The sequence below is a fragment of the Bradyrhizobium sp. UFLA05-125 genome, from assembly GCF_059803515.1.
Window position 1 is genome coordinate 1 of record NZ_JBANBJ010000011.1, and the last position, 12,368, is coordinate 12,368.

The window sequence follows — 12,368 nt, forward strand, 5'->3', positions numbered from 1 at the left end:
TCCGATCGAAGCTATTGTCGCGCATCGAACCCTCCCTGCCGGGCTGGATTCGATCACCGAATTAATGAACATGCACAGCAATGACGGTGCGGCAGGTATCGAGGACCAGGAATGCACGCCAAACTTCCGCACCTTTTCGACGAAGCGACGCGCGTCAGCGCCGGCGACAGTTGCTGGCAGGGACATACCAGTGACGACTACTGGGCCTTCGTCGGCCCGTTCGGCGGCGCCACCGCTGCGACGATCTTGCGCGCGCTGATCGACCATCCGCAGGCTGCCGGCGATCCGCTTTCGGTGACCGTCAACTACTGCGCGCCGATCGCGAAGGGTGCGTTCGATCTCGACGTGCGACTGGTGAAGGCCAATCGCTCCAGCCAGCATTGGTGCGTCGAGCTGTCACAAGATGGCGGCGAGGTCGCAACGCTTGCCACCGCCGTCTTTGCCGAACGCCGTTCCTCCTGGTCGCATCAAGTGGCTCAGTTTCCCGACGCGACGCCGTTCGAAGAGACGCTGCCCTTTCCCAAGATCAAGGCGTCCTGGGCCAACCAGTACGAATTCCGCTTCGTCGAGGGCGAGATGCGAATCGGCGCCGGGAAGGAAGAACTAGCCAGCACCTATTCGAAGGTGTGGATCAGTGACAGCACGCCGCGCAAGCTCGACATGCTGTCGGTGATGGCGATGTCGGATGCGTTCTTCGGCCGCATCTTCCACGCGCGGCGCGAACTCGTGCCGTTCGGCACGGTGTCGCTGACGACATATTTTCACACGGACGCGGCGGAGCTCGCCGCGGAAGACATCACGCGCGTGCTCGCGACGGCCGACGCCAAGATCTTCCATAAGAGCTATGGCGACCAGACCGGCGAGCTGTGGTCGCCCAACGGCCGCCTTCTCGCGACCACCACTCAGATCGCGTATTTCAAGGCGTAGGTGCTTTTGCGATATACAGTCCCCAAACAAAAAGGGCGGCCTCTCGGCCGCCCTTTTGGATTTCAAACGGAACGAAGTTACTCCGCCGCGAGCTTCACGTCAGGCGCTGCGGCGCGCACCTCTGCGTCGACCTGGGCTTCGAACTTGGCAAAGTTCTTCTGGAACATGCCGACCAGCGCGCGGGCGGTCTTGTCGAACTCATCCTTGTCCCTCCAGGTGTTGACCGGGTTGAGGATCTCGCTCGGCACGCCCGGCAGCGCGGTCGGGACCGCGAAGCCGAAATACTTGTCGGTGCGGAATTCGACGTTGCGAAGCGATCCGTCGAGCGCGGCGGTGAGCAGTGCGCGCGTCACCTTGATCGGCATGCGCGAGCCGATGCCGTACTTGCCGCCGGTCCACCCCGTATTGACCAGCCAGCAGTCGACATTGTGCTGGGCGATCAGGTCGCGCAGCATGTTGCCGTAGACGGATGGATCGAGCGGCAGGAACGGCGAGCCGAAGCAGGTCGAGAATTCCGGCTGCGGCTCATTGCCGAGACCGCGCTCGGTGCCCGCGACCTTCGCAGTGTAGCCGGACAGGAAGTGGTACATGGCCTGCGCCGGCGAGAGCTTTGCGATCGGCGGCAGCACGCCGAAAGCGTCGGCGGCGAGCATCACCACGTTCTTCGGCTGCGGCGCGCGGCCGGTGCGCGAGGCGTTGGGGATGAAGTCGAGCGGATAGGCCGAGCGGGTGTTCTCGGTCTTGGAGCCGTTGTCGAAATCGACGACGCGGGTGTCCTCGTCGAGCACGCAGTTCTCGAGCACCGCGCCGAAGCGCGTCGAGGCGGCATAAATCTCGGGCTCGGCTTCCTGCGACAGCTTGATGCACTTGGCGTAGCAGCCGCCTTCGAAATTGAACACGCCGTTGGGGCCCCAGCCGTGCTCATCGTCACCGATCAGCGTGCGGTTCGGGTCGGCCGACAGCGTGGTCTTGCCGGTGCCGGACAGGCCGAAGAAGATCGCGGTGTCACCCTTCGATCCGACATTGGCCGAGCAGTGCATCGGCATCACGCCGCGCTCGGGCAGGTAATAATTCAGCGTGGTGAAGACCGACTTCTTCATCTCGCCGGCATAATAGGAGCCGCCGATCAGCACGATCTTGCGGGCGAAGTCGATCGCGACGACGTTCTCCGACTTGCAGCCGTGACGTTTCGGATCGGCGCGGAAGCTCGGCATATCGATGATGGTGAGCTCGGGCACGAAGGTCGACAGCTCGATCGCCTCCGGGCGGATCAGGAGCGTGCGGATGAACAGTGAGTGCCAGGCGAGCTCGGTGAAGACGCGCGTCTTGATCCGGTAGGCCGGATCGGCGCCGCCATAGAGGTCCTGCGCGAACAGGCTCTTGCCTTCGGCGTGCTTGAGGAAATCCTGATAGAGCGTCTCGAACTGCTCGGCGGTGATCGACTGATTGCCGGCCCACCACATCTTCTTGTCGGTGGTGGCGTCGCGCACCGTGAACTTGTCTTTCGGGCTGCGGCCCGTGAACTCACCGGTATCCGCGCAGAGCGCGCCATCGGCGGAGAGCACCGCTTCTCCGGCGGAGAGCGAGTACTGACAAAGTTGCGGCGCGCCGAGGTTCCAATGAACCCGCTTGAGATTCTTTAAGCCGAATTTGTCGGCGCCGAAGGCACCGTTGCGCACGCCCGTCTCTTGCACGAAAAATCCTCCTAGAACCCGCATTACTGGCGCGATCATCTTTGAGCGCCATCCATCGCGGCCACCGTGAATAATAGGCCGTCCGGCCTCGGCTGGACGACGTAATACTGATGAACGCTGACGTTGCCAAGCTGATCCCGTAGGATTTGGTTTATTCAAGGGCTGGGCCAAAAGTCGCGCGTGCCCGCTCTGAAGCGCGCGCGTCGAAAACGACCGATGATCGCGCAACCAAATGGGCAAATCAGCGTTGTCGGAGATTTTGCAACGCACAATCTGCCACTGTATTTCCAGTGCTGTTTCTATCGTACCGCACCTTCTCCGATCAGCGCGAAGGGCGCCCAGATCGCGGGATAGGCATTGCGCGGTGAGGAGGTGTCATCGAGGTAGGCCAACATCGCGCGCCGCAACGCTTCGGCTCGGCCGAGTCCTGGTTCGTTTTTGAGCAAATCGAAAGTCGATGTGGTCAGCCGGGTGGCGGCTTCGGAATCAACCGCCCAATGCGAGACCAGAAGTGCGCGCGCGCCGGCATAGAAGAACGCTCGCGCCAATCCCGACAGCGCTTCCGCACCCGGCTTGTCGCCAGCGATGGTGTTGCACGCCGACAGCACGACCCAGTCCGCATTGAGCTTGAGCTGCGCGACTTCGCTTGCCGTGAGGAGACCATCGTCGAAGTCGGTCGGCTGATCCGGCATCGAGAGCGCAAGCGAAGGCTCGCCCAATCCCTTGACGTCACCGGCGACGAGGCCGTGGGTGGCGAAATAGATGATGCTGTATTGGGCAAGCGCTGCCCGCTTCAGCGTCGTCTCGCTGGCATCGCGACCGAGATGGACATCGGCGGCGGCGGCACCGACGTCCTTCGCCACGGCGCTGAGCTCGTCCGCCGTATCAGGCAGTTGCGGCAACGCCTGTGCAAGCCGCGCGCGATCGACGCCAGCACCGCGCCAGAAATCGGTATAGGCAAGCGTCGCAATGCTGCGCGCCGCAGTCTTCGTCGCGCGCCGGTCCGCGGGCGCCTCCTGCGCAGGATTGAACAGGGGATCGCCAAAGCCGGTCATTGGCTTGATGTTCTGATCCCTGCGCGCAAAGGCACGCAGCGACTTCAGGCTGACCACCGAGGGCAACACCGAGACCGCCTGGCGCCGCAACAGCCACGCAGCGCTGCGATAGCCTTCGAGCGTCTCCGGGATCGCAGCTCGCGGCTTCTCGGTGACGAGCAGATGAAACGGCAGTGCCGTCAGCGCGCCGGAGGGGACCACCAGCAGGCTGCGCTTGTCCTTTGTAAGCATCTCGACGGGGCCGAGCAGCGTGACATAGAGCTCGTTGGCAAGCGCGAGATCGAACAGCCCCGACTTGCCGGAGGAATCGCGCACCTTGCCGACGTCGAGCCCCTTACGGAACGCCGAGACCTTTTGCGCAAGCGCGTCAGTACCGAGCGCAATCCGTTTCCAATCGACGCCTTCGCGCGTGATCGCGATGACGTAGCTCTCCTTGTCGACGATGGCATAGAGCGCCATCGCTTCATCGGCCGACAAGAGCGCCTGGATCTCCTTTACCGCCAGCGGCAACGGATTGGAGAGCGAGGCGTAATCCGGGAATTCGACGGCAAGCGTTTTCTGCAAGCTCGCGCGCTCGCTTGCGATCGCCGCAAGGCGCTGCCGGTTGCGCTGCTCGCCGGCCGCATCGCGCTGCACGGGCTGCTTTGACACTGCGGCAACGATCGCCTTGTCGAGCGTGTCGGCATCTGCGGCGAGATCCTGATCTCGCCGCACCAGCTCGGCGAGCCGGTCGCTGCCGGCGGCGAGCCGCACCGCGAGCTTGTTCACGGCCGACGCGGCAGAGGATTGCGTGCCGCGCTGGATGGCGGCAAGCGCTTCGTCCAGCGCCTTGTCGTCAGGCAGCAATTGCTGCTGCCGCGCGGCAAAAAGGACCGGCAGCACGACGCGGAGCTGCGCGCCATTGTTGGCCAGCGTCTTTTCTGCAAGCGGCAATGCATCGGCGGTCTTTCCCGACACTTGCAGGAAGTACGCAAGATTTCCGATCGACGTCACGACGTCAGGATGATCGGGCCCGAGCGCGCGCTCGCGGATCGACAGCGCGCGGCGATAGAGGGGCCCGGAATCGGCGTAGCGCTGCTCGTGCTCGTAGAGCCCTGCGAGGTTGTTGAGCGAGCGCGCAACATCGGGATGATCGGCGCCCAGCACCTTTTCGCGGATCGCGAGCGAGCGCTTGATCGGCGCTTCGGCGTCCGCATCACGGTTGAGGTTGCGATCGAGCTGGCCGATATTGTTCAGCAGCGTCGCCACAGCGGGATGCTCTGGGCCTCCGGCCTTCTGGTAGATGGCAAGCGCGCGCTGGAACAAGGGCTCGGCGTCGGCATAGCGCTCCTGCTTCACGTAGAGCGTGGCGAGATTGTTGAGGGACTGGCCGACATCGGGATGTTCGCGCGGCAGTGTCCTTTCGCGGATGGTGAGCGCACGCTTGAACAGCGGCTCGGCGTCGGCGAAGCGTTGCTGGCGCTGATAGAGCGCTGCGAGGTTGTTCAGCTCGGGCGCGATCTCCACCGCGTCGAGGCCAAGGGATTTTTCCATCAGCGCGACGGCGCGCTTGTAAAGCGGCTCGGCCTGATCGTCGTGACCCTGCGCGGCATTGATTTGGGCAAGGTTGTTCAGCGCACCCGCGAGATCGCGGCTGTTGTTGCCTTTCTCGAGGCTTGCCACCATGGCCTGTGCCAGCGGCAGCGCCTCCGCATATTTGCCGGCTCGGCTGAGCTCGTTGATCCTGGCGCTTTGCGTGGCGAGATTCTGGGCCGTGGCAAATGTGGAGAAGGATGCGCCGAGCGCGAGCGCAAGCCCGGCTGCCAGCGCCAAACGTACATATCGCGTCATGAAAACTCTCGTTGCCGACCCAGGCCATATTGCTTGACCATGGGTCGCGGCGAGCGACGCCGCCGTTCAAGCCGGGCGTTGCTAACCGCCCTTGGCCCGCGCCTCGCCCGCCAGCTTCACCAGGATCTTGCGCAGCGCGTTGCCATCAGTCACCCGCTCCGGAAACTCGAGCCGCAGCACGACCTGTTCCGACTGCATGTCGAGGCCCTCGGGATCACAGCCAGTGCAGCGCCAGTCGGCCTCGGCTGCATCGAGCAATTTTGTCGCATACAAAGCCATGGCGTCGCGATGGTCGGCATTCATGTGCGCGACCGCGCCCTCCTCGGCTTCAAGCAGCTCATCGGCGCCGGCGAGGTCCGTGAGGAACCGCTCAGGCTTCAGATCGACGATACGGCCGAATCCCGCAACCAGATGGGTTCCGGACGGCCTGATCCGGAAGAAGGAAAAATCCTGAAACGAAACAAAGTCTTCTGCGGACGGATGGGCGGCAAGGTAGCGCCGTCGCAGGAGCTCCAGCTCGCCTTCCGTTCCCAGCTCTGCCCGTCCCGACAGCATGATCCGGGCCCCTTCCAGCGGATCGCCAGGGGCGCGCTCGTCCAGCATCAACGAGACCCTCCCGTCGGCGAGGATGTTCTTGGTATGCACGGCGAGCCGCGAGATCAGCAGGATCGGCGAGCCGTCGGGGTGGCTCGCCAGATTGACCAGGGAGCAATAGGGATCGCCGTTGCCGGGCATCAGGGTCGCGAGCGCCCCCTGCCGGGAGCGCCGCAACAGCGATTTGGCGAGCTGTCCGGGGTCGAAATCGGAGGTCGGTTGCATCTGATTCTCTTCGGTTTTCCGGCTTTTACGGGTTGCAAGGCCGGCCTTTTCGGGGTTAAACGGGGCTTGGTTATGGGTCGGATCGCGGCTGCTTCGCTGCGTTTCGAGGAACTTTGGTCACACTTCAGCCCAGCTTGCATTGCTCGGTGACAAGGTTCGAACCCCGGGTTGGGGGCCCATGTATACGGCGCATCTCTGAATTGCTCGCCGTTTTAGATCACGACCCCAACGGAAAGCAGAGGCTCATGCCCACAATCGCTTTGGTCGACGACGACCGCAACATTCTCACATCCGTCTCGATCGCGCTGGAAGCCGAAGGCTACCGCATCATGACGTACACCGACGGCGCCTCCGCGCTGGACGGCTTCCGCACCACGCAGCCCGATCTTGCCATCCTCGACATCAAGATGCCGCGCATGGACGGCATGGAGACGCTGCGGCGGCTACGCCAGAAATCCGATCTGCCGGTGATCTTCCTCACCTCCAAGGACGAGGAGATCGACGAGCTGTTCGGCCTCAAGATGGGTGCCGACGATTTCATACGCAAACCGTTCTCGCAGCGGCTGCTGGTCGAGCGCGTCAAGGCGGTGCTGCGCCGCTCCGCGCCAAAGGATCCGACCGCCGCGCCGAAGGAGAACGACGCCAAGGCGCTCGATCGCGGTCTTCTGCGCATGGATCCCGAACGGCACACCTGCACCTGGAAGAACGAGCCGGTGACGCTGACGGTCACTGAATTCCTGATCCTCCAGGCGCTGGCGACCCGGCCTGGCGTGGTGAAGAGCCGCAACGCGCTGATGGACGCGGCCTATGACGACCAGGTCTATGTCGACGATCGCACCATCGACAGCCACATCAAGCGGCTGCGCAAGAAATTCAAGGTGGTCGACAACGAGTTCGAGATGATCGAGACGCTTTACGGCGTCGGCTACCGCTTCAAGGAAGCCTGAGGCGAGCGCGCCTCTTTCGGGGACATTGCGGACTGACGGGGTTGTCGGTCTCGGCTAAGATGCGGGGACCAAACGCACACAGTCCTAACGCGGGCGTAAGCATTGCTTGACCGGACGCAGCCTGATTCCAGCCTGAACGCCGAGGACGTCGCGTCCGCGGGCGTTCAGGACCATTCGGCTGAGGAGAAGCAGGTCGCGCAAGGCTGGCGGCCGCTGAATTGGCTCAAGCGCGCCGGGCAGTTCTTCTTCGCGCTCTCCTTCTCGAGCCTCACCCGCCGCATCGTCTCGCTGAACCTCGCCGGACTCGTCGCGCTGGTCGCGAGCATCCTTTACCTGTCGCAGTTCCGCGCCGGCCTGATCGATGCGCGCGCGCAGAGCCTGTTGGTGCAGGGCGAAATCATCGCGGGCGCGATCGCGGCTTCCGCGACGGTGCAGACCAACGCCATCACGATCGACCCCGACCGGCTGCTCGACCTCAAGCTCGGCGACAGCTATGGCGGTTCGGACGACTATTCGCCGCTGGATTTCCCGATCAATCCGGAGCGCGTGGCGCCGGTGCTGCGGACACTAATCTCGCCGACCAAGACGCGCGCGCGGATCTACGATCCCAACGGCATCCTCCTGCTCGATAGCCGTAACCTCGAGAACGTGCTGCGCTACGACCTGCCACCGCCATCCGAGAAGCCCGGCATCCTCGAACGCGGCATGACCTCGGTGCGCACCTGGCTCAACCGCGGCGACCTGCCGCTTTATCGCGAACTCGGCCCGGAGAACGGCAACGGCTATGACGAGGTCGCCGATGCGCTGAAGGGCCAGAAGCGGTCGATGGTGCGGGTCAATGCGCGCGGCGAGGTGATCGTCTCGGTCGCGGTGCCCGTGCTGCGCTCGCGCGCCATCCATGGTGCGCTGATGCTGTCCACCCAGGGCGACGACATCGACCAGATGGTCACGGCCGAGCGGCTGGCGATCCTGAAAGTCGGCGGCGTCGCCGCCGCCGTCATGATCATGCTGTCGCTGCTGCTCGCAAGCACGATCGCAGGTCCCGTGCGGCGCCTCGCCGACAGCGCCGAGCGCGTCCGCCGCCGTACCAAGTCCCGCATCGAGATCCCCGACTTTACCCGCCGCCGTGACGAGATCGGCCATCTCTCCGGCGCGCTTCGCGACATGACCAATGCGCTTTATCGCCGCATCGAGGCGATCGAGATGTTCGCCGCCGACGTCGCACACGAGCTGAAGAACCCGCTGACCTCGTTGCGCTCGGCAGTCGAGACTTTGCCGCTGGCGCGCAACGACACCAGCCGCGCGCGCCTGTTGGAAGTGATCGAGCACGACGTGAAACGGCTCGACCGCCTGATCTCGGACATTTCGGACGCGAGCCGGCTCGACGCCGAATTGCAGCGGCAGGATGCGATCCCCGTCGATCTGAAGCGCCTGCTGACGACGCTCACCTCGGTCGCCAACGAGACCAAGCTCGGCCACGACGTCGCGGTCGAAGCCCGCTTCGAGGGCCGCGGCCCGAGCGACGGCCTGTCCGTGACCGGCCACGATTCGCGACTCGGGCAGGTGATCGCCAATCTCTTGTCGAACGCGCAGTCCTTCTCCGAGCCCGGCAACAAGGTTCGCATGACCTGTCGCCGCGTGCGGACCGAGATCGAGATCGTGGTCGACGATGACGGCCCCGGCATCCGCGAGGACGCGTTGGAGCGCATCTTCGAGCGCTTCTACACCGATCGTCCGCATCAGGGCTTCGGCCAGAACTCCGGCCTCGGCTTGTCGATCTCCAAGCAGATCATCGAGGCCCATGGCGGACGCATCTGGGCGGAGAATCGCGCTGGTCCCCCTGACGCCGACGGCGTGCCCACCGTCGCCGGCGCGCGCTTCGTGGTGAGGCTGCCGGCGCTATGAGCGAGGACAGCGCCAGCGTCCATGCTTCCGCGGTCAGAATAGGAAATGTAGCTGTGCTGATCCGGGGGCCCTCGGGCGCGGGTAAGTCGCGCCTTGCCTTCGATTTGATCATGGCAGGCCGCGCCGGGGTGGTCGAAGAGGCCGTTTTGGTGGGCGATGACCGTGTCCATCTGGCGACAGTCGGCAACGAAATTGTAGTCCGCCCTGCCGCCGTCCTGGCCGGCCTGATCGAGGTCCGGGGCCTCGGCATCCGCCGCTGCGACTTCGTGGAGCATGCGACCGTCGGCCTCGTGGTCGATCTCGCCGCGCCCGACGCGGAGCGCCTGCCGCCACCGGAAGCCCTGAAAATCACCATTTCCGGTGTCGAATTACCGCGAATCCCGGTCGGAGCCGGTTACCAGCCCCTCTCCCTGGTTGTCGCTGCCTTGACCACTACCAAGAGTTCATCTTCCGTTAACCCTTCGGGCGATTGTTTGAAGGGAAATGGTAACCATATGAACCCCACTATCGCGACCGAATAGCTCGGCGCACCTCCCCTCATCCATCCGTCTAGATTCAGGGAGATACGCAACATCCCCTCTTGCGCGGGGGCTCTGGATGGTCAAAGTGGCGCGTTCGTGCGGCGCACCAAAAGCGCCCGCGAGGAGTTTTCCGATGATTGGTCTAGTACTTGTGACCCACGGGCGCCTTGCCGACGAGTTCAAGGCAGCGCTTGAGCATGTCATGGGCCCACAAAAGCAAATCGAAGCGATTACGATCGGCGCCGAGGATGATTCCGATCTCTGTCGAAGCGACATTATCGAAGCGGTTAATCGCGTCGATTCCGGCGACGGCGTTGCGATCCTCACCGACATGTTCGGCGGCACGCCGTCCAACCTTGCAATTTCCTGCATGAGCCGACCCAAGGTCGAAGTGCTCGCAGGCATCAATCTTCCGATGCTGGTAAAGCTCGCCAAGGTGCGCGAGGAGCGCGCGCTGCCCGACGCAATCGCGATGGCCCAGGAAGCGGGCCGCAAATACGTCACCATCGCCAGCCGCGTGCTCGCCGGCAAATGAGCGACGACGCGCCACTCGGAAGTGAGGCCAGTCTTCCTGCGGGAGCGGGCGTGCCCGAAGGGGCGATCTCCAAAGAGCTGCTGATCATCAACAAGCGCGGTCTGCACGCGCGCGCGTCCGCAAAATTCGTGCAAGCGGTCGAGCGCTTCAACGCGCAGGTCTGGGTGACGCGCGGCGGCGAGACCGTCGGCGGCACTTCGATCATGGGATTGATGATGCTGGCCGCTGGGCCCGGCACGACGATCACAGTTTCAGCCAAGGGCGATGACGCCGAAGCCGCGCTCACCGCGATCACCGAACTCGTTGAAAGCAAGTTCAACGAGGAAGGGACGTAAGGCAAGTCGCGTGGCCGGGTGAAGCTGCGTAGGGTGGGCAAAGCGAAGCCTGCCCACCATGTCTCCAATTTTTCGACAGAAGTGGTGGGCGCGGCGCTGCGCGCCTTTGCCCACTCGACAGCTTGCGGCGCGAGAAGAGTTACCCTCCTGGCGGCGCGATGTAGACGTTCCACGTCATCGCAGGGCCTGCCTTGCCGTGGGCGAAACGGCGCGTCGTCATCACGATCCGCTCGGCGTTCGGCGCGGTCTCCTTGACCCATTTGTCGAAATCGTTCGCGCGGCCGTCGGTCGGATCGAACACGCCGATGAAACCGAGGCGCTTGACGTCCTCCGCCGAGGTCAGGCCGGAGCTCCAGGCTTCGTTCGGCGTGAACGGGCTCGGATGATCGGGGCTGTAGAACGCCATCGGCTGAATCGTTTCCATGGTGCCGGCGACGATTGGCCAGCGCGAGCCGAAGCGGGTGCGCCAGGCCTGCGTCAATTCGCGCGCAAGCTCCGAGCGCGCGCCATAGGTCGCGGTGTTGCCGGCATTCGCTGCCATCTCGCGTGCGGCGATCCAGGGCGAGGCGGCCAGCGTTGCCAGCGACAGCACGAGCCAGATCGCTGTGACGTTGAACAGGCTCGCGCGCTGCACGCGCAGCGCCGGGATCGACACCAGCGCCAACGGCACCAGGAAGAACAGCGAGATCCCCCAATCGGTCTTCATGTAGATGCCGAAGGCGAGCGCGCCCAGCGGCGGCCCGGCCGCGACGATGATCTGGATGATCCAGATGTTCAGCGCCTGCGAGACGTCGACGCCTGGATTGTCACCGCGCGCCCAGGCGCGGGTGACGATCGCCAGGGGATCCTGCAGGAGCAATCTCCACCACGGCGGCACCAGCGCCATCGCGAGCGCCGCCAGCGCCACCGGGAGAGCGAGCAGCGCAAAATTGTGCAGGGCATAGCCGCGCACGAGCTCGTTGATCTGGGCGCGATCGGTGAGGCTATAGGTGTCGCCGGCATAGGTCAGCGGCACGAAATGCACGCCAGCCAGCCAGATGCCATGCGGGATCATCGCGACGAGGAGCGTTGCGATCGCAACCCAGGGCGCCGGCGAGGCCAGAAATCTGACGCGGTCCGGATGGATCAGCGCGGCGAGGCCGATGGCGCCGATCATGGTCAGCACCCAGTATTTCGTCATCAGCGCGAGCGCACCGGCGAGTCCGAGCAGGACGCCGGATTGCCAGCTCCGCTTCTCGAACGCATTGAGATAGGCGAGCACGAGAAGCGGTAGCGTGACGAGCTGCAACAAATCCGGGTTGTACTTGAAACCCTTGAAATTGAAGATCGGGTAGAGCGCGGTCATCACCAGGACGAGGAACGCGCGCCGGGCGTCAACCACGCGCAGCGCGATTAGCCAGCAGATCACCATGCCGGCGCTGACGGTCACCATCGCGAGCGCATAGGTCGCCCAATCCTTCGGCGGGAAGACCATGAACCAGAGGCCGGCGATCCAGCCCGATAGCGGCGGGTGCTTGCCGTAGCCGAGCAGGAATTTCTGGCCCCAGGCATAGGCTTCTGCGACGTCCATATGAACGTCCTGCGCGGCCTTCAGATTGATCAGGATGAAGGTCCAGATCACTGCATGAAGGACGGCGAGCTGGATCACCAGCCACAGACGGGTTTTGGGATCGGTGGCACTGGCAACCAGCCGGGCCACGAGCCGCCTGGGGTTCAAAGCGCTTTTCGCGTGCGTTCCGGCGGGCAGGATCGAAGTCGTCGACATGGTTCGTTGCGTAGCGCTTTTTGAGCCGCCGTGGA

At 64.0% G+C, this 12,368-nt stretch carries 10 protein-coding genes; 6 read left to right on the forward strand and 4 right to left on the reverse strand.

Annotated features, from left to right (window positions below; translation table 11 throughout):
• Positions 1 to 111: 111 nt before the first annotated feature.
• Positions 112 to 927 (forward strand): acyl-CoA thioesterase, encoded by an 816-nt coding sequence (locus tag SO156_RS13260; protein ID WP_498535071.1) that lies wholly within the window; start codon positions 112 to 114, stop codon positions 925 to 927.
• A gap of 77 nt (positions 928 to 1,004) precedes the next feature.
• Here SO156_RS13260 and SO156_RS13265 read toward each other — a convergent pair whose 3' ends face one another.
• The 3 genes from SO156_RS13265 to SO156_RS13275 form a co-directional block, all read right to left on the reverse strand.
• A complete protein-coding gene (locus SO156_RS13265) occupies positions 1,005 to 2,621 on the reverse strand; it encodes a phosphoenolpyruvate carboxykinase (RefSeq protein ID WP_498535072.1) in 1,617 nt (538 codons plus the stop codon).
• A 299-nt stretch (positions 2,622 to 2,920) separates the two neighbouring features.
• A complete protein-coding gene (locus SO156_RS13270) occupies positions 2,921 to 5,506 on the reverse strand; it encodes a CHAT domain-containing tetratricopeptide repeat protein (RefSeq protein ID WP_498535073.1) in 2,586 nt (861 codons plus the stop codon).
• An 81-nt stretch (positions 5,507 to 5,587) separates the two neighbouring features.
• Positions 5,588 to 6,325, reverse strand: a complete 738-nt coding sequence (locus SO156_RS13275) for a HugZ family pyridoxamine 5'-phosphate oxidase (protein WP_458149904.1) — start codon at positions 6,323 to 6,325, stop codon at positions 5,588 to 5,590.
• A 245-nt stretch (positions 6,326 to 6,570) separates the two neighbouring features.
• On the opposite strand from SO156_RS13275, the gene SO156_RS13280 reads away from it, so the two are divergent.
• From SO156_RS13280 to SO156_RS13300, 5 genes are all read left to right on the forward strand, one after another.
• Positions 6,571 to 7,272, forward strand: coding sequence for a response regulator transcription factor (locus SO156_RS13280; protein ID WP_027520846.1), 702 nt, complete (start codon positions 6,571 to 6,573; stop codon positions 7,270 to 7,272).
• 102 nt (positions 7,273 to 7,374) lie between these two features.
• On the forward strand, positions 7,375 to 9,177 hold the full coding sequence (locus SO156_RS13285) for a sensor histidine kinase (protein ID WP_458149903.1): 1,803 nt from the start codon (positions 7,375 to 7,377) through the stop codon (positions 9,175 to 9,177).
• On the forward strand, positions 9,174 to 9,698 hold the full coding sequence (locus tag SO156_RS13290) for an HPr kinase/phosphorylase (RefSeq protein ID WP_498535074.1): 525 nt from the start codon (positions 9,174 to 9,176) through the stop codon (positions 9,696 to 9,698). Before SO156_RS13285 ends, SO156_RS13290 begins: the two co-directional genes overlap by 4 nt.
• A 133-nt stretch (positions 9,699 to 9,831) precedes the next feature.
• A complete protein-coding gene (locus tag SO156_RS13295; protein ID WP_011090868.1) occupies positions 9,832 to 10,233 on the forward strand; it encodes a PTS sugar transporter subunit IIA in 402 nt (133 codons plus the stop codon).
• Positions 10,230 to 10,568: an HPr family phosphocarrier protein gene (locus SO156_RS13300; RefSeq protein WP_498535075.1), complete on the forward strand. Its 339-nt coding sequence runs from the start codon at positions 10,230 to 10,232 to the stop codon at positions 10,566 to 10,568. The genes SO156_RS13295 and SO156_RS13300 overlap by 4 nt, the downstream gene beginning before the upstream one ends.
• 139 nt (positions 10,569 to 10,707) lie before the next feature.
• Here SO156_RS13300 and SO156_RS13305 read toward each other — a convergent pair whose 3' ends face one another.
• Positions 10,708 to 12,333, reverse strand: coding sequence for a glycosyltransferase family 39 protein (locus SO156_RS13305; RefSeq protein WP_498535076.1), 1,626 nt, complete (start codon positions 12,331 to 12,333; stop codon positions 10,708 to 10,710).
• Between the last annotated feature and the right edge of the window lie 35 nt (positions 12,334 to 12,368).